The organism is Aquimarina sp. RZ0, assembly GCF_008370685.1.
Lineage (GTDB): Bacteria > Bacteroidota > Bacteroidia > Flavobacteriales > Flavobacteriaceae > Aquimarina.
The window spans coordinates 64,127-81,788 of sequence record NZ_VTZU01000019.1; the positions used below are offsets into that span (position 1 = coordinate 64,127).

The 17,662-nt window shown below is 33.3% G+C and carries 16 protein-coding genes; 6 read left to right on the forward strand and 10 right to left on the reverse strand.

From position 1 onward, the window contains the following. The first annotated feature begins 38 nt into the window (after positions 1-38). The gene (locus tag F0000_RS09130; protein WP_149624412.1) at positions 39-1,061 is read left to right on the forward strand and encodes a low specificity L-threonine aldolase; all 1,023 of its coding nucleotides are present in this window, start codon (positions 39-41) and stop codon (positions 1,059-1,061) included. Positions 1,062-1,216: 155 nt separating this feature from the next. On the opposite strand, the gene F0000_RS09135 is transcribed toward F0000_RS09130, so the two are convergent. Continuing rightward, a complete protein-coding gene (locus F0000_RS09135) occupies positions 1,217-1,537 on the reverse strand; it encodes a YegP family protein (protein WP_149624413.1) in 321 nt (106 codons plus the stop codon). 227 nt (positions 1,538-1,764) lie between these two features. Between F0000_RS09135 and F0000_RS09140 the strand changes: the two genes are divergently transcribed. Further along, positions 1,765-2,862 (forward strand): OmpA family protein, encoded by a 1,098-nt coding sequence (locus tag F0000_RS09140; RefSeq protein WP_149624414.1) that lies wholly within the window; start codon positions 1,765-1,767, stop codon positions 2,860-2,862. 142 nt (positions 2,863-3,004) lie between these two features. Here the strand turns inward: F0000_RS09140 and F0000_RS09145 are convergent, their stop codons facing one another. Both F0000_RS09145 and F0000_RS09150 read right to left on the reverse strand, forming a co-directional pair. Further along, positions 3,005-3,460, reverse strand: coding sequence for a thioredoxin family protein (locus F0000_RS09145; RefSeq protein ID WP_149624415.1), 456 nt, complete (start codon positions 3,458-3,460; stop codon positions 3,005-3,007). A gap of 32 nt (positions 3,461-3,492) precedes the next feature. Further along, positions 3,493-3,819, reverse strand: a complete 327-nt coding sequence (locus F0000_RS09150) for a YbaB/EbfC family nucleoid-associated protein (RefSeq protein WP_149624416.1) — start codon at positions 3,817-3,819, stop codon at positions 3,493-3,495. Between the two features lie 67 nt (positions 3,820-3,886). Between F0000_RS09150 and F0000_RS09155 the strand changes: the two genes are divergently transcribed. From F0000_RS09155 to F0000_RS09165, 3 genes are all read left to right on the forward strand, one after another. Then, positions 3,887-6,025, forward strand: coding sequence for a S9 family peptidase (locus tag F0000_RS09155; RefSeq protein ID WP_149624417.1), 2,139 nt, complete (start codon positions 3,887-3,889; stop codon positions 6,023-6,025). Between the two features lie 93 nt (positions 6,026-6,118). Further along, positions 6,119-7,159, forward strand: coding sequence for a PLP-dependent cysteine synthase family protein (locus F0000_RS09160; protein ID WP_149624418.1), 1,041 nt, complete (start codon positions 6,119-6,121; stop codon positions 7,157-7,159). Between the two features lie 150 nt (positions 7,160-7,309). Next, entirely contained in the window at positions 7,310-8,569 is a 1,260-nt protein-coding gene (locus tag F0000_RS09165) for an aminotransferase class I/II-fold pyridoxal phosphate-dependent enzyme (protein WP_149624419.1), read from the forward strand. A gap of 62 nt (positions 8,570-8,631) precedes the next feature. Here F0000_RS09165 and F0000_RS09170 read toward each other — a convergent pair whose 3' ends face one another. The 6 genes from F0000_RS09170 to F0000_RS09195 form a co-directional block, all read right to left on the reverse strand. After that, positions 8,632-8,832 (reverse strand): hypothetical protein, encoded by a 201-nt coding sequence (locus F0000_RS09170; protein WP_149624420.1) that lies wholly within the window; start codon positions 8,830-8,832, stop codon positions 8,632-8,634. Between the two features lie 825 nt (positions 8,833-9,657). Beyond that, the gene (locus F0000_RS09175) at positions 9,658-10,536 is read right to left on the reverse strand and encodes a family 16 glycosylhydrolase (RefSeq protein ID WP_149624421.1); all 879 of its coding nucleotides are present in this window, start codon (positions 10,534-10,536) and stop codon (positions 9,658-9,660) included. Positions 10,537-10,602: 66 nt separating this feature from the next. After that, entirely contained in the window at positions 10,603-10,932 is a 330-nt protein-coding gene (locus F0000_RS09180) for a hypothetical protein (protein WP_149624422.1), read from the reverse strand. Positions 10,933-10,950: 18 nt separating this feature from the next. After that, positions 10,951-12,204, reverse strand: coding sequence for a dihydroorotase family protein (locus tag F0000_RS09185; protein WP_149624423.1), 1,254 nt, complete (start codon positions 12,202-12,204; stop codon positions 10,951-10,953). Then, positions 12,201-14,126, reverse strand: coding sequence for a BatA and WFA domain-containing protein (locus tag F0000_RS09190; RefSeq protein WP_149624424.1), 1,926 nt, complete (start codon positions 14,124-14,126; stop codon positions 12,201-12,203). Before F0000_RS09190 ends, F0000_RS09185 begins: the two co-directional genes overlap by 4 nt. A gap of 366 nt (positions 14,127-14,492) precedes the next feature. Beyond that, a complete protein-coding gene (locus tag F0000_RS09195) occupies positions 14,493-14,921 on the reverse strand; it encodes a hypothetical protein (RefSeq protein WP_149624425.1) in 429 nt (142 codons plus the stop codon). Between the two features lie 440 nt (positions 14,922-15,361). On the opposite strand from F0000_RS09195, the gene F0000_RS09200 reads away from it, so the two are divergent. Then, positions 15,362-16,588 (forward strand): DEAD/DEAH box helicase, encoded by a 1,227-nt coding sequence (locus tag F0000_RS09200; protein WP_149624426.1) that lies wholly within the window; start codon positions 15,362-15,364, stop codon positions 16,586-16,588. Between the two features lie 104 nt (positions 16,589-16,692). Here the strand turns inward: F0000_RS09200 and F0000_RS09205 are convergent, their stop codons facing one another. Next, entirely contained in the window at positions 16,693-17,253 is a 561-nt protein-coding gene (locus F0000_RS09205) for a porin family protein (protein WP_149624427.1), read from the reverse strand. Positions 17,254-17,662: the final 409 nt, after the last annotated feature.

Consider the following 17,662-nt stretch of genomic DNA (forward strand, 5'->3'; position numbering starts at 1 on the left):
TACAAATAAAACACAATATATTATCAATACGATTATACATGATTATAGACCTTAGAAGTGATACGGTAACAAAACCAACTCCAGAAATGCTTACAGCAATAATGACTGCAGAAGTGGGTGACGATGTTTATAAAGAAGATCCAACTGTAAATGTTTTAGAAAAACAAATAGCTGATATGTTTGGCATGGATCAGGCATTATTCTTTCCTTCCGGAAGTATGGCTAATCAAGCAGCAATTAAATTGCATACGCAGCCAGGAGAGCAATTGATAGCTGATAAGTATGCACATGTATATAATTATGAAGGGGGTGGAATTTCTTTTAATAGTGGAGTCTCTTGTAAATTAATTGATGGATATCGTGGTATGATTGCTTCGGATCAAGTAGAAGCATCGATTAATCCTCCAGATTTTTATCATAGTCCGTTGACAAGTTTGGTATGTGTAGAGAATACTACAAACAAAGGAGGAGGAGCTTGTTATAATTTTGAAGAAATTGTGAAAATAAGAAAAGTGTGTGATACGTATAACTTGGGATACCATTTGGATGGAGCCAGATTATGGAATGCATTGGTGGCAAATAGTGAAAAAGCTACTGAATATGGTAAAGTTTTCGACACAATTTCTGTTTGTCTTAGCAAAGGGCTGGGCGCGCCAATGGGATCTGTACTTATTGGTAATCATAAAATAATGCAACAGGCAATTAGAGTGAGAAAAATGTTAGGCGGAGGTATGCGTCAGATAGGATATATGGCTGCTGCCGGATTATATGCTGTCAATAATAACATAGATCGATTGGCTGAAGATCATAGAAGAGCCAAAGAGATAGGAGAAGTTTTAGAAAGCTTGTCTTTTGTTTCAAAAGTGGAGCCAATAGATACCAATATTGTTATATTTCAGATAAATGACAATGAAGAGGGTTTTATTACTAAAATGGAAGCAAAAGGTATTCTGTTCTATGGGATGGGGCAAGGAAAACTTAGATTTGTTACACATCTCGATTACACACAAGAAATGCATACCTATTTTTTGAAATTACTAAAATCACTAACGTTAAAATAAAGTAAGAGCAGTGTTTTTTACTATTTCTGGTTCTAATCTACTCAAAATAAAAGAGTGAATTTCAATAGGTAATTTTAAATCAGAAATGGTATTAGAAAGAAAGCTGTTCGGTAAATTGAACAGCTTTTTCTAATTTAATAATAACACTTAAAAAATTAGACTTCTTTAGTATCAGCTCCAGGAGCGTTTTCTTTTACTGAGTTTATACCATTTTCCATTCCAGACTCCGAAGAATACATCTGACTACTGCCTATTACCTGACCATTACTAGCTTTCAAATTAAAATAGAATCTACCATCTTTTGCCGTTTTTCGTTCATACCTTCCGTCTTCAACACAGTTTTTCTGTACAGATTCGATTCCATTAGTGGCAGCAGCTTTACTATTATACACCTCACTACTAAGAATCACTTGTCCGTTCTTAGCTTTTAGTGTAAAATGATAGCTAGACCCTTCCTTATTTTTGAGCTCAAACATGTTTCTCGGTTTTTTTGTTTAGTAAAAATGATTTTGTTAAAAATATAGAATTATTAGCAGAAAGAAAAATATAAAAATGAAGGAAGATAGTTTTTCGTCGATAAAAGATTCAGGTTGTCGAATAACCAAATTTTAAGTGTATTCTTTTTTAATATAAAATGTTAAAACGATTGTTAATTTGTATCTTATTGATGTAGAATAATTAATAACAATAAAATCATCTAAAAATGAAAAAAATCGTACTTTTTGCACTAATTATTAGTGGAATCACATTTGCGCAGGATCTTCCTCAAAACCCAGAACCAGGGAAATGTTATGTTCGTTGTACTACTCCTGATACTTATGAAAATCAGACAGTACAAGTACAGATAACCCCAGAATACAGAAAGCTAAAAATAGTTCCTGCAACATATGAAACTGTTACAGAAAAAGTTCTAGTAAAGGAAGCATCAAAAAAGTTAACAGTGATTCCTGCAAAGTATAAAACAGAAACAGTTACTTTTTTGAAAAAGCAAGCGGCCAATACGCTGAAAGTAATTCCTGCAAAACTAGGCACAGGGTCTGAAGCTGTCGAAATTAAGCCTGCATTCGCGCAATGGGAATTAGGTTCTCCTGCACCTGATTGTGCTTCGGGAAATCCGGATGACTGTCGTTATTGGTGTTATAAAGGCTACCCTGCAGAATTTACTACAGTAGGAACCCAAACATTAGTTGCAGACGCTTCTACAACAAGTGCTCCTATTGTAGAAAAATCCGCTACATATACCAAAAAAGTAGTTGCTGAGCCTGCCAGAGTGGTAGAAGAAGAGATTCCTGCAGAATATAGCACAGTATCAAAAACAGTACTGGTAAAAGATTCATATACAGAAGAAGTCGTCGTTCCTGCTACTTATAAAACGGTGAGCAAAGAAGTGTTGGCCAAAAAAGGAGGCCTGACAACCTGGAAAGAAGTAGAATGTTCATTGGTAGAATATTCAGCCTTACCAATTAACTGGAATCTTGGTAGTGCTACATTGACAGCGCAGGCTAAGAACATTATCGACACAAGACTGATGCCCGTACTTGCTAATAATCCAGGTACTAAGATGGAGATTGCTTCGCATACTGACGCCAGAGGATCTAAGTCAAGTAACAAAGATCTTTCAGAAAGAAGAGCCCAGTCTGTTGTTACTTACTTAATAGGTAAAGGAGTTAACAGTAGTCTTTTGGTAGCGAATGGATATGGAGAAACCAGGCTTAAAAACAGGTGCTCAGATGGAGTATCGTGTACAGAAAGACAACACGCAACTAACAGGAGAACAGAATTTAGACTGATTAATAACTAATAACTTTAATTAATGGATATCAAGATTTAATGCTCCGAGGCTTGCCTCGAAATCAAAATGTTTTCTTCAATAAATGTCTCGTTGGCTTGTCCCGAGGTAGTTTACTAAAAAAAATGAGGTTAAGAATACGGCCTCATTTTTTTTATTTCACGAATTTATTTAATAGCTTGTAATGATATTGAGGATCTCTCAACGAGCTATAACCTGATAGCTGATCAAGTACTTTTCCTTTTGATGACATCACCACTATTAGCGGAAAAGACTTTTCTTTATTATATTCATCTAATAATTTTAAATTATTTTTGAATTGTATTTCAGTAAGAAGGTCTTGATTTCTAGGAACGTCAACTTTTAGAAATATATAAGAATTTTCATATTTTTTGAATTTTTCAGTATCAAATACATCTTCCTTAAGCATTTTACACGGCTTGCACCAATCACTACCAGTAAAATATAGCAGGATTGATTTTTTCTCAGATATTGCTTTTTCCTTGGCAGTTTCAAAATCCTGTATCCATAGATCACCATTGTCAGTTCTTTGAGAAAATCCAACAAAGGTTATCATTATTACAATAAAAAAAGAAAAAGGTCTGGTCATAACAAGAAAACTTTTTTTAAAGTGGTCAAAAACTATTCCATAAAATTCCCTAATCCAGGGATGTCAGGCATTCCTTCCTTTGCAACTGCTGCTATTTCTGTTTCATTTACCTGTGTGGCTTTTGCAATAGCTTTATTAATTGTTAAAATTAAATAGTCTTCTAACTGCTCTTTGTCATTAAGTAATTCATCAGCAATTACAATTTTTTTTATTTCACGATTTGCAGTTATCGTAATGCTGAGAAGAGCATCTGTGCTATGTTCATCAACTAACACAGTATCGAGTCTTTTTTTTGTTTCTTCTACTTTTTTCTGGGTTTCTTTAAGTTTCCCCATCATTCCCATCATGTCTCCAAACATTTGTACTAATTTTTAGAATTTGTTAGGAACAAAATTAGTATTTTGCCTGTTAATAAACTAAAGGATTATTGTGAAAAGTCTATCATTAATATTGCTGCTTACCATTATTTTTGCAATTTCCTGTAATCAAAATAAAAATACACCATTGGAGACAGAAACTCAAAAGCCTATTGCTGATAAAAAGGCAACACATCTTGAAAAGCATGATGACATTCGCATTGATAATTATTTTTGGTTAAATGATAAAGAAAATCCGGAGGTAATTGATTATCTCGAACGGGAGAATGATTATAATGATAGGATGACATCGCATACTCAGGATTTTCAAAAAAGACTTTTTGAGGAAATGAAAGGTCGCATAAAAGAAGAAGATGCCTCTGTTCCTTATAAACTTAATGGATATTGGTATATTACCAGATATGAAAAAGGTAAGGATTATCCCATATATTCGAGGAAAAAAGAAACACTCGATGCGGCAGAAGAGATTTTGTTTGATTGTAATATTGAAGCAGAAGGACATAGTTATTTTAAAATGACAGGACTAAGTGTAAGTCCTGATAATACGCTATTGGCTTTTGGGGTAGATACCGTAAGCAGACGTAAATATACAATTAGAATCAAAAATTTACTTACTGGAGATATTTATCCGGAAACCATAGAAACAACGTCAGGAGGTAGTACTTGGGCAGCAGATAGTAAAACATTGTTTTATACAAAGAAAGATCAGGAAACGTTAAGATCAAATAAGATTTTTCGACATACATTAGGGACTGTTGCTTCTGAGGATATAGAAGTTTTTAATGAGGAAGATGATACTTTTAATACGTTTGTTTATAAGACAAAGTCTAAAAAATATATCGTTATAGGTTCCGGTAGTACATTAACATCAGAATATCGTATTTTAAGAGCCGATAATCCTACAGGGGAATTTAAGATTTTTCAGCCAAGAATTAGAGGACTGGAGTATGGTATAGCCCATTATGAAAATGATTTTTATGTGCTTACAAATGCAGACGGTGCCAAGAATTTTAAATTGGTAAAAGTTTCTGAGAAAACTACGTTTAAAGAAAATTGGGAAGATCTGATTCCTCACCGCGATGATGTATTATTAGAAGATATTGATATTTTTAAAGATTATTTAGTCATTAGTGAGCGAAGTAATGGATTGAACAAAATTAATATAAAAAGATGGGATGGTAGTGCTGATTATTACCTTCCGTTTGATAATGAGACATATACTGCTTTTGTGAGTACAAATCCTGATTTTGACACAAAAATACTTAGATATTCGTATAATGCTCTTACCACTCCTAATTCTGTGATTGATTTTAATATGGAGACTCAAGAAAGAGAGGTTAAGAAAGAACAAGAAGTATTAGGAGGTGTGTTTAATAAAGATAACTATACCTCTGAGCGTGTATGGGCAACATCAGAAGATGGAGTCATGATCCCTATATCTTTGGTATATCGTAAAGGGATGCTGAAAAATAGCAACAATCCCGTACTTCAATATGCATATGGAGCCTATGGATCTACGATAGATCCTTATTTCTCTACAGTTAGACTTAGTTTATTAGATAGAGGTTTCGTTTATGCCATTGCACATGTCAGAGGAGGTGAGTATCTGGGTAGACCCTGGTATGAAGATGGTAAGCTTTTTAAAAAGAAAAATACGTTTACTGATTTTATAGATTGCTCTAAATTTTTGATTGCACAAGGATATACTTCTAATAAACATTTATATGCCATGGGAGGATCGGCAGGAGGATTATTAATGGGAGCAATTGTTAATATGGCACCAGAACTTTATAATGGCGTTGTAGCGGCAGTACCCTTTGTGGATGTAGTGACTACCATGCTGGATGATAGTATACCATTAACAACAGGAGAATATGATGAATGGGGCAACCCAAATGAAAAGGAATATTATGAATATATGAAGTCATATTCACCATATGACAATGTCGTAGCACAAAAATACCCTAATATGTTGGTGACAACTGGATTACATGATTCTCAAGTGCAGTATTGGGAACCTGCTAAATGGGTTGCTAAATTAAGAGAATTAAAATTGGATACGAATCTATTACTTCTTCATACGAATATGGATGCTGGTCACGGGGGAGCTTCCGGAAGATTTGAAGCGCTAAAAGAAGTGGCAGAAGAGTATGCTTTTTTATTAGATTTGGAAGGGATAAAGAATTAATTAAAAAAATTAACGTAACTTCGTAACGTTTTTGTAACAGCTTTTACAGACTCTCCCTTATCTGTTCTGTATTTCTGTGTAAAACACAACCTTATGAGAGAAGATATTCAGGCTTATAATAATGTTTTAGAACTTATCGGTAATACCCCACTTGTAAAGCTTAACAAGATTATGAAAGGTTTTTCAGGTAATTTCTACGGTAAAATAGAATCCTTTAATCCGGGACACTCCACAAAAGATAGAATCGCTTTATACATACTAGAAGAAGCCGAGAAAAAAGGTATTCTGAAACCTGGTGATACGATTATTGAAACTACCAGTGGTAATACTGGATTCAGTTTGGCTATGGTAAGTGTAATAAAAGGCTATGAGTGTATACTAGCAGTTAGTTCAAAATCATCTGAGGATAAAATCGCAATGCTCAAAAATATGGGAGCCAAAGTTTATGTTTGTCCGGCAAATGTAAGTGCAGATGATCCAAGATCCTATTATCAGGTAGCAAAAAGACTTCATGAAGAGATTAAAGGTTCTGTATATATCAATCAATATTTTAATGAATTAAATATTGAAGCTCATTATAAATCTACAGGTCCCGAAGTTTGGGAGCAAACTAATGGTAAGATAACACATTTTGTAGCTTGTTGCGGAACAGGAGGGACTATTTCTGGAACAGCAAAATATCTCAAAGAGAAAAATACAAATATAAAAATACTAGGGATTGATGCTTATGGATCTGTTTTAAAGAAGTATCATGAAACAAAAGAATTTGATCAGAAAGAAATTTATCCTTATAGAATAGAAGGTCTGGGGAAAAATCTGATTCCTACAGCTACGGATTTTGATTTAATAGATAAGTTTGAAAAAGTTAGTGATGAGGATAGTGCGCATACGGCAAGAGAGTTAGCCAAAACAGAAGGAATGTTTTTGGGGTATACCAGTGGCGCTGCAATTCAAGGAGTAAAACAACTTGCTGATCAGGGAGAATTTGATGAGAATAGTAATGTTATTATTATTTTACCAGATCATGGATCTCGATATATGAGCAAAATGTTTAGTGATGAATGGATGATGGAACAAGGCTTTTTTGATAGTGTACATGAAGAAGACGCTACAAAAGTTCAATTTATTAAATAAAATAATTAATATTAAGCACTTGTTGATATCTTTATGAGTGCTTTTTTGTGAAAAATAATTTATAATACAGTAGTTGATTTTTGATATAATTATGTCATAACATCAATTTTCTGTATTTTCGCACACTTAAAGAAATCAAATTTACGGTAGATGAGAGATTTATTTGATAAAATATATAAAGACAAGGGACCATTAGGAAAATGGGCAGATCAGGCAGAAGGCTATTTTGTTTTTCCTAAGTTAGAAGGACCTATATCAAATAGAATGAAATTTCAAGGGAGAGAAGTTGTTACCTGGAGTATCAATGACTATTTGGGTCTTGCTAATATGGACGAGGTTCGAAAAGTTGATGCCGAAGCCGCTGCTGCTTATGGCTCTGCATATCCTATGGGAGCTAGAATGATGAGTGGGCATACAGATCTTCATGAGCAATTACAGGATGAGCTCGCTGAATTTGTAGATAAAGAGGCTGCTTATTTATTGAATTTTGGCTATCAGGGAATGGTCTCTACTATTGATGCATTAGTTGGTAAGGATGATATTATCGTATATGATGTAGATGCTCATGCTTGTATAATCGATGGCGTTAGATTACATCAAGGCCAGAGGTATACGTATCGGCATAATGATATTGAAAGTATAGACAAAAACTTGATGAGGGCTACTAAAATGGCAGAAAAGACTGGAGGAGGGATTTTATTAATCTCTGAAGGCGTTTTTGGTATGAGAGGAGAGCAAGGACGCTTAAAAGAAATAGTAGCACTAAAAGAAAAATATAATTTCAGATTATTTGTAGATGATGCTCATGGTTTTGGAACACTGGGAGCTACCGGAGCTGGAACTGGAGAAGAGCAAGGTGTACAGGATGAAATAGATGTATATTTTGCAACTTTTGCTAAATCTATGGCTAGTACGGGAGCTTTTATTGCTGCTGACAGCGAGATTATAGATTATCTAAAATATAATTTACGTTCGCAAATGTTTGCAAAATCACTACAAATGCAGTTGGTGGTAGGTGCGTTAAAGCGTTTGGATATGTTAAGGACAATGCCCGAACTTAAGTCAAAACTTTGGAAAAATGTAAATACATTGCAAAATGGCTTACGAGAAAGAGGATTCGATTTAGGTACTACTCAAAGTTGTGTAACTCCTGTATATCTAAAAGGTAGTATTCCTGAAGCAATGGCATTGGTAAAAGATTTGCGAGAAACATATGGAATTTTCTGTTCTATAGTTGTATATCCTGTGATACCAAAAGGATTAATTTTACTAAGACTTATACCAACAGCATCTCATACAATGGAAGATATAGAAGTGACTCTAAATGGGTTCTCTGCCATCAGAGATCGCCTGGAAAATGGAACATACAAACGAATGTCTGCTGCATTAGCAGAAGCTATGGGCGAATGATTATTTGATAAATCGCTAAAAAATAAAACCCACTCTACCAAGTGGGTTTTTTTTGAATAATACTATTGGCAATAACGTGGTCCGTGGACACATCTACCATTTTCACAAATACATTTCCCATTCAGGTTTATGGAACAATCATAAGATACACGGCAAGAGTTTACATTGTATGGGTCAAGAATTATTCCCCCACCATCAATTTTAATTTTTTCGCTTTTACTCAGTACTTTTACATCAGCAGAGTTTAAAATGTTTTTTAACATAACTATTCGTTTGATAATTAATATTCCTTGAATTTTTTTGAGACACTCAAGACTTTATGTCTATATATAATCACAGTTGAAGTATTGTTATATATAACATTGATGAAAAAATTAGAAAACATAACAATTAATATTGTACCTGTTTGAGATATTTTTTTAGGATTCTCTTTTTAAGTCTGGTAAGAGTTTAATAATATATCTCGGACTATGCTCACACTGATAATCTTGTCTAAATTGTAAGGTTTTATAGTATACATAAAAAACAGTGTTTTGAGAATTAAATGGCGAACTATATTTTTTATGCTTCGGTGCAAAATGATACTGTTTACTAATATAATTCTTACATTTAAGCGTCAATGAAATTGTTTCTTGCTATACTCCTCATTATCTGAGTTTACGGGAAAGATTTTTTTACTGTAAATTCAAAAGGTAAATGGTATCAAATGGATTTTTTCGGAAAAAAAATAAAAAAATTATATTTAGATTTTACTCGATGATTGAGATTTAAATGCTCCGAGGCTTGCTTCGAAGTCAAAATGTTTTTTTAAACAAATGCCTCGTATCCTTGCCCCGAGGTAGTTTACTTTTTATAATGAAGTGATTTAGACCTTTTTGATTTTTTAGAAAAATAGTTATTTTTTGCTCAATTGAAGTATTTTTAGCACTTCACAGCAATGCTGCGAAGTAAGAAAAAGCCAAAAATCGAATCAAAAAGAGCATATTTATAGCGAATTGATTTTTTTTATACCACTTCAATAATAAGTGTTTACGGGCACTAGCATTTTTTTGGAGTTACCAAAATTCAAGACAACTTGGAAATGAGTATTATCTTTTGTAAACCTTTACCCAGTCTACTTTCATCACGGCATTATTAACAAAAATTCCTGGATCTACACCAGAAAAGAATGCTCCACCAACTGCCAGGTTCAGGATGATTTTATGTTGACTACCAAAGATAGTTTCGATATAATTATTTTCATCAGCTATATAGGTGCCTAAGATGTTATTGTCTAATTTAATAATTAGATTGGTTTTGCTCCAGATAAGTTCATAGATATGAAAACCGTTTGTCAAATCGCTGCTTACGGTATAAGTTTTCGTAGTGAATTGATGTTGAGTAATAGGAGTACCGGCTTCAGTACCATAAAAAATATTAGATTGAAAGGTTTTAGGTTGGTTTCCTCTTGCTTCTAATATATCAATCTCGCCAAGGGTTGGCCAGGGATCACCAAAAGTCCAGAAAGCTGGCCACATACCATTCCCTTTCGGAAGCTGAATTTTGGCCATAATTCTATATTCCTTTTCTCCCTCTTGATCAGATGGGCCATAAAACTCCTTAGATTCTATACGACCTGAGACATATTGAAATTGTTTTTCAGTGTTATCAAATGGAGTTGTAGGACCTGTTACCTCATTCCTTGAAGCATTAATAGAGAGGACTCCTTCTTCTATGTTAAGTTGCTTTTGATTATAAAGCTGAATCTCATTATTAAAGGCACCACCATACCATACATTCCATGCAGAAAGGTTCGTGTCAAAGTTATCTTCCCATACCAGTATCCATTCTTTCTCAAGGTCTGGTTCCGGGTTCTCCCCAGTTCCCGAAGATGATTCTTGCGCAGTTTTATTATCAGAGCTACAAGCGGCTAAAGAGAAAAAAGTTGATATACACAACAAATAAACAAGTTTTGTACGGCTTTTCATGTCATTTTTTTTATAATATAATGAAAAAAATGCATAGTGTATAATAATGTCAAATAGTAAAAGATTTTACTGTATAAAATTAAACCATTGCTGAAAATAAGTACCGAGTATTGGAACTGGTTTTTCTTCTTCTTTTGTAGCTGTTATCAATCCAAACGCAAAAAGAACAAATATAAAAATATAAAAAGCGGATGATATTAGCCAGGAATCAAACATACTCACCAAAGCTCCTAATAAATAAAAAGCGATATGAATACCGAGTGCTTGCCTTATATGAAAATTCGCAAAAGTATTTTTATTATCCTGATTCATAAAAAAGGCAATTATAGTCCCTATAATAGTTATGTATGCTACAATTGCTGTAGTTTTTCCTTGTTTAGTGTAATCTGATTGCATTATGAATAGTGTCTTTTGTTATTTTAGAACAATTTTTCCGTTAGAGATGATTCCGTATACTTTGCCTGTTATAGTTTTTTCTAAGAAAGCACTATTTTTAGAAGTTGACAAGATATGTTCTTTGGTAAAAGGAGTACTTCCTTTTGGTGTAAATAAAGATACATCTGCCTGGTTACCTTTATCAATAGTACTATTTTTTACACCAAAAACCGACTTTCCTTGTGTCAGCATAGATACAGTTTTTTCGACACCTAAAATAGGGTTCAGTATTCCAAAAATACTTTCTAATCCTATCGTACCATATTCAGCATTGTCAAACTCTACTTTTTTATGTTCTACATCCATAGGTTGATGATCAGAAGTCACCATATCGATGGTTCCGTCTTCAATTCCTTTTAATAGCGCATCTACATCTTTTTGGGTTCTTAGTGGCGGCAATACCTTATAGTTAGTGTCAAAAGTTGTTAGCTCTGAATCTGTAAGAACCAGATGATGGGCAGCTACACTACAGCTTACCTGTGCTCCGTTAGCTTTGGCGGCTCTAATTAGTGAAACAGATTTTGCAGTAGATATGGTAGGAATGTGTAATTTCCCTTCTGTATAGTCCAATAAAAAAAGATCTCGAGAAACTTGTAATTCTTCTGCAAGTGCAGGAATTCCTTTTAGCCCAAGAATTGTACTTTGTTCTTCTTCGTTTACGTTTCCTTTTCCTGCAATGGTATGATCCTGAGGAAATGATAATACCAGTCCATTAAAATTCTGAGCGTATAATAATGCTATTTTAAGTAAATTAGGATTTTTAACAGGTTTTTTGAAATCACCAAAAGCAATTGCTCCCGCTTGTTTCATATCATACAACTCTGCCATATTCAGCCCATCTGATTTCACAGTTAATGCACCAATAGGGTAGAGGTCAACCGGATTATTGAGAGATATACCTTTTAGAAAACCTACAGAAGCGCTGGTATCTGTTACAGGTAATGTATCAGGGTTAAGCGCAATACTGGTGAAACCACTTTTGGCAGCTACGTCTAATCCGTTACGTATCGTTTCTCGTTCTTCATAACCAGGTTCTCCCAAACTTACACTGCTATCAAACCACCCAGGTGATACAAACAAGGTGTCTAGTTTAATTTCTTCAACACCTTCTTTAGCTTCGATAAAGGCATCTATATCTGTAATTACTCCATCTTTTACCTGGATGTCAATGGTTTGATTGTGATAAGGAGATGAAGGGTCTATTACAGTAGCAGCCTTTAATATGAGATTCATTTTAGATATTTTAATAGTAGAATTTCGATTAACAGAAATATCAGCGCAAAAATAATAAACCATTTCCAAAGATCATGAATACTGGTCTCTTCTTTTATTTGTTTAAATAATGCAGCTACAGAATCACTTACTTCGTAAGTAGTAGTAGTTTTAATGTTATAATATTCTAAATCACTTTCTGAAGTATTATAATTATAACTTACATGTTGTATAAATTCTTCTTTATCTTTTAATGCATAGATGCCGGATACAGAAGGAACATCATCCGTAGTAATTCTTACTTTGGTAGCAAAACTCTGTTGTAGCGGAATTACGCTTTCCTGATCAGATTCTAAAGATAATATTCCGTCTTGCCCTAAGGATACGGCTATATCATATGTATTGGTTTGTCCTATGGTATAGGAAATATCAGATAATTGTAAACTTTGTTTTCCAATATTGTATAATGTAGGTACAATTAGCGGTGAATTTTTAAAATTAGAATTTTCAGTATTTATTGATGCTGTGAATATGTAGAGTCCGTTTGTTTTGTATAAAAATGGAGCAGTATCCTCAAAAGATAAGATAGGGTTGTTTACCGTAGCCTGATAGTAACTATTTACTTTAGGGTATTGAAAATTACGAACTTTCTTATCAAAAACACCTTTATATAATGGGTGTGAGAAATGAATAGTGGTGATTTTTTTTTCTTTAGTTTGTTTCGAGAGTAACCCTTCTTTAGAAAATCCACTAATGAATTGCGTATAAGATGCCAAATCTCCATCTATAGCAGGTACAAAACAAATGGTACCACCTCGATTGGCAAAAGATTGTAGCGTATTGATCAGGGATATAGGAATTTGTTTTACTTCATTAAGTATAACCAAATTGGCATTACTTATATCATTATAGTTTAATGCATCAAACTTGCTGCTTATCAATAAAAATTCATCAGGTGTATAAATATTTTTAATAAAACTGTCGCTAGCTTCGTTGATGGCAACGACTTTAATTTTTTCTGGAGTATTGATGGTAAAATATCGGGTATTATCAAAAGTTAAAGTAGGGTCTTCTAAAAAAACTTTTCCATTAATTTTAGTGTTTTCTTCAATTCTGAATTGAGTAGTTGTGGTTCCGTTTTTAGGAATAGAAACAGAGGTTTTTGCAATTAGCTTATCATCATTATATAAAGCGATAGAGGTGTTATCTGCGTTACTATCCGTGTTACTGAGCAATACATTAAGAACGAGTTCATTATTAATATTTCTCTCCAGGTATAAGCTGTCAATCGCAATATTCTGACGCGTAACAGGCTGCAATTGTACCAAACTAGTTTTGGTATTGATATCTTCAGGCAATTCAAAACTACCATCTTTCTGTTGGAAATCCGAAACGAGAATCACACGTTTTATAGTTCCAGAATCATCACTCAACAGCTGTTTGCCCTTAAGGTATGCTGCAGTATAAGGAATTTGATTAGAAGTATAATTGAGTTGTAGCAGATCATTCTTAATATCTTTTTTAGAAACCTCTCTATATGTTTCTGTATTGGTGAAAATAGATATTTTCTCTTCTTCTGGTAATGCGCTTAATAGTTCCTGTATAGCTCTTTGCAGCATTGGGCCATTAGCACCTTTTGCTTGCATACTGAAAGAATTATCCAGATATATAACGGTTTCACTTTTTTTACCAACCACTTCTTCTGATGCTAAAAAAGGTTGTGCAAAGGCAAAAATAAGAGCTGCAAGTGCCAATAAGCGTGTCAGGAGCGTAAGCCATTTTTTAATTTGAGAACTTTTGCGCGTCTGCATAGTTACTGCTTTGAGGAACTGTACATTGCTAAACGCTACTTTCTTGAAGCGACGTAACTGAAATAAATGGACTAGAATAGGAATGATCAGTGCAAAAAGAGCGTAAAGAAATTCTGGGTGTTTAAATAGCATTCCTGATTAATATTTGTCAAATATACTATAAGATTTGGGATTGAAGGTTTTGGGTTAACGAATTTTTAAGTAGTGAATTTATTCTTCAAAAAATTGTTGGTATATCATTATGAATTTCACAGGTGAATGACGAGTTATTGATCTTTACTTCTATTTATAAAAATTTTAAAAACTCAAAACATCAAAAAAATGATATCGATAGCTGCATCTACTTTTGCAAAAAGAACTGAGACGGTGTAAAAATTTAGTAATCAAAGGTGAATTGAAAAAATCAGAATTGTGATAGTGATAGATATAGCAAAACAATCTGGAAAAAAATACATTGTTTTATTATATCTAATTCCAGATTGTCTAAAAAAATAATCCTTATCCTTCAAAGTCAATAGTTAGACAGTCAGATAAAACATCACATGTAGGAGAAAATGCTTCAAAGCAAACCTCTACAGTACCAGGTTGAGAAATGTGATCTTTCAATCTTATAAACTTTGAGTTTCTAGGAGTAATCTGTTCTCCATTTAGAGTCCAAATTACTGCATCTTGATCAATATCTTTGATAGTTAATGTTTTTACTCCAGCAAAAGTAGTTTTTCCGAATTTAAATTCTTCTATACCCTTAAAAACAGAACAGTCAATTGAAACGGGTCCAGAAGGTTCTCCATCATCAGATCCTTTATTGAATTGATTATTCATTTCTGTAATTCCGTCAATTTCATGTACTAATGTGTCTTCTTTTTCACAAGATGTCATTCCGGCTATCATTGCTAATATTAGAAATGAGGTTTTAAGTTTTTTCATAATTTTTTAATTTATTTATTAATGTTTAATTATTTGTCCAGACAGATATATAACGCACGATTTTTGGAGTACCCTACCTCAAAGAATGGATAAAAACTGATTCATCGAGTAGTTATTTTAAAAGTAATAAAGATGATTATTTTACGGGGAATTTGTAATATGTTTTGTAGCAATGATCTATGTTTTTTGAGCAAGGGATTCCCATGGTTAATAAAAAGGGAATCACGTATAAAAAAAATAGAGAAGCACTAAATTTTTGACTACTCCAATAAAAAACAATTTAGAGATTATCTGTAAAAATGAATTTTACCCTATACCATTACTAAACTTATATTGACTAATTATTATTGGGATGTCATAGTATCTTAAAATTAGATGTACCTTTGATGCCACATTCAGAAATGGCATTACAGTAAATGGTTATTTCTTAAACAACTTATATGTCATTTAATTCATTAGGATTATCCGATGCTTTGTTAAAAGCAATTGAAAAAAAAGGATACACTAAAGCTTCACCAATTCAAGAAAAGGCAATACCTGTAGTTTTAGATAGAAAAGATGTTTTGGCTTCTGCGCAGACCGGGACAGGTAAAACTGCTGGGTTTACATTACCTATACTTCAAATATTGTCAAAAGAACCAAAATATAGAAAAAGACCCGTCAGGGCTTTGATATTAACCCCTACAAGAGAATTAGCAGCACAGATATTAGATAATGTAAACGCATATAGCGAGTTTTTAGATCTAAGATCGATGGTGGTATTTGGTGGAGTAAACGCGAATCCACAGATCAGAGCACTCAGAAATGGAGTGGATATATTAGTAGCTACACCAGGCAGGTTATTAGATTTACATCAGCAGAATGCACTTTCTCTTTCAAGAATTGAAATTTTAGTGTTAGATGAAGCAGATCGCATGCTTGATATGGGGTTTCAGAGAGATATTAACCGTATTCTTGCCTTGCTACCAGACAAACGTCAGAACCTTTTATTTTCTGCAACATTCTCTAAAGAAATTAAGAAATTAGCAAGCGGAATATTACGCAATCCCGTGTCTATAGAAGCTGCACCAGAAAATACCACAGCAGAAAAAATAGATCAGAAAATGTACCGAGTAGATAAATCAAAAAAAACGGCATTGGTTGTTAAATTGATTTCTGAAGGTGATTGGAAACAAGTATTGATTTTTACAAGAACAAAACATGGTGCCAATAGATTAAGTGAAAAGTTGGTTAAAAATGGAATAACAGCAGCAGCCATTCATGGAAATAAAAGTCAGGGAGCCAGAACGAAAGCACTGGCAGGGTTTAAACAAAATAAAATAAGAGTATTAGTAGCAACAGATATCGCTGCCAGAGGATTAGATATTCCGTTGTTACCTCACGTAATTAATTATGAACTGCCTAATATTTCTGAAGACTATGTGCATAGAATTGGGCGTACAGGTAGAGCAGGAGCAAGTGGAGAAGCGATTTCTTTAGTAGGTCAGGATGAAGTAAGTTATGTTCAAGGAATAGAGAAATTACTAGGGTTAAAATTACCCAAAGAGACTATAGAAGGGTATGAACCTACTTTTACAATTGATACTAAACCAGTACTAAAGAACAAACAATCAGGGAAATCTACTTCTAGACGTAATAAGAATTATAATAGAGGGCGGAAAAGGTGAAAAAAGAGAACTCATCTGGACTTTTTATTTTGACCGAAAATGAAATGAAATTTGTGCAGATGAGTTCATTTTCAAACTATTCTTTTTTACCCCAATCTACTTGATTAAAGGATGTAATATCCAACAGAGATTTGGAAATTCGAATTTTTGGCATCTACATTTTCGGCAATATCAATTACTCCAAAATTGTATCGTATCTGACCAAATAATTTCCTGAATTTAACACTTAATCCTGCCGCAGCACCTACATCCAGAGATTCTATATTTTCAATATCGTCATCATTCACATTTACACTAAATTGAGGGCCGAATTCAATGCTAATAATTTTAAGAAACTTAAATTTTGCCAAAATTGGAATGTTTACATAATCCAGATCAATATCTTTAGCTCCCTGCGCGGAGTACATAATTTCTGGTTGTAATGAAAATCGACTGCTAAATTCGACTTCTGCTACTGCTCCAAAGTGATATCCGGTTTTGCTATCTACATCAATATTTTGATTATTAAGAGAGCCATCACCAATAGTACCTACAGTTGTTGTAACCCCCGTAGATTTAATATCAGAAAAATTAACACCTGCTTTGAATCCAAGTTTGATGTTTTGGGCATTAGAAACAGAAGAAAAACCTGTTATTGCAATGATTAATAAAAAAAGTTTTTTCATTGTATAATTGTTTATTTATTGGCATCAAATATATAAACTTAATTACTAATAAAAGGTTAAATTTTAGGGGAGGAAATCATACAAATCAATACGCTTTTATACCATTTTTAATTTAAAAATACTCAGATAAAAAGGTACCATTTTTTTCTTTAGACAAAAAAGAAAGCTATAAAGCATAACGATAATGACTGCGGCTTCTTTTTATTTTGAAATATAAACGAAAAAGAACAAATTTGAATGAATAAAATTAAATCAGGAATGTTGTAGTACTAAAAAGGAAGTTAGTATAGGTTGCTTTTATATGAAAGCAATAAAAAGATACGTTTTTCTTTTTTTGAGATTCAGAACTATGCTATATTAAAAACATATATAACTTTGCAGTCATTTATAGTATTTATGTATCTTTAAA

Bases quoted from the DNA above. Each gene is read 5' to 3' on its own strand.
- F0000_RS09180 (WP_149624422.1), bottom strand. From the start codon at position 10,932: ATGCAATCAGATTACACTAAACAAGGAAAAACTACAGCAATTGTAGCA.
- F0000_RS09175 (WP_149624421.1), bottom strand. From the start codon at position 10,536: ATGAAAAGCCGTACAAAACTTGTTTATTTGTTGTGTATATCAACTTTT.
- F0000_RS09145 (WP_149624415.1), bottom strand. From the start codon at position 3,460: ATGACCAGACCTTTTTCTTTTTTTATTGTAATAATGATAACCTTTGTT.
- F0000_RS09205 (WP_149624427.1), bottom strand. From the start codon at position 17,253: ATGAAAAAACTTTTTTTATTAATCATTGCAATAACAGGTTTTTCTTCT.
- F0000_RS09185 (WP_149624423.1), bottom strand. From the start codon at position 12,204: ATGAATCTCATATTAAAGGCTGCTACTGTAATAGACCCTTCATCTCCT.
- F0000_RS09160 (WP_149624418.1), top strand. From the start codon at position 6,119: ATGAGAGAAGATATTCAGGCTTATAATAATGTTTTAGAACTTATCGGT.
- F0000_RS09165 (WP_149624419.1), top strand. From the start codon at position 7,310: ATGAGAGATTTATTTGATAAAATATATAAAGACAAGGGACCATTAGGA.
- F0000_RS09140 (WP_149624414.1), top strand. From the start codon at position 1,765: ATGAAAAAAATCGTACTTTTTGCACTAATTATTAGTGGAATCACATTT.
- F0000_RS09130 (WP_149624412.1), top strand. From the start codon at position 39: ATGATTATAGACCTTAGAAGTGATACGGTAACAAAACCAACTCCAGAA.
- F0000_RS09150 (WP_149624416.1), bottom strand. From the start codon at position 3,819: ATGTTTGGAGACATGATGGGAATGATGGGGAAACTTAAAGAAACCCAG.
- F0000_RS09195 (WP_149624425.1), bottom strand. From the start codon at position 14,921: ATGAAAAAACTTAAAACCTCATTTCTAATATTAGCAATGATAGCCGGA.
- F0000_RS09135 (WP_149624413.1), bottom strand. From the start codon at position 1,537: ATGTTTGAGCTCAAAAATAAGGAAGGGTCTAGCTATCATTTTACACTA.
- F0000_RS09170 (WP_149624420.1), bottom strand. From the start codon at position 8,832: ATGTTAAAAAACATTTTAAACTCTGCTGATGTAAAAGTACTGAGTAAA.
- F0000_RS09190 (WP_149624424.1), bottom strand. From the start codon at position 14,126: ATGCTATTTAAACACCCAGAATTTCTTTACGCTCTTTTTGCACTGATC.
- F0000_RS09200 (WP_149624426.1), top strand. From the start codon at position 15,362: ATGTCATTTAATTCATTAGGATTATCCGATGCTTTGTTAAAAGCAATT.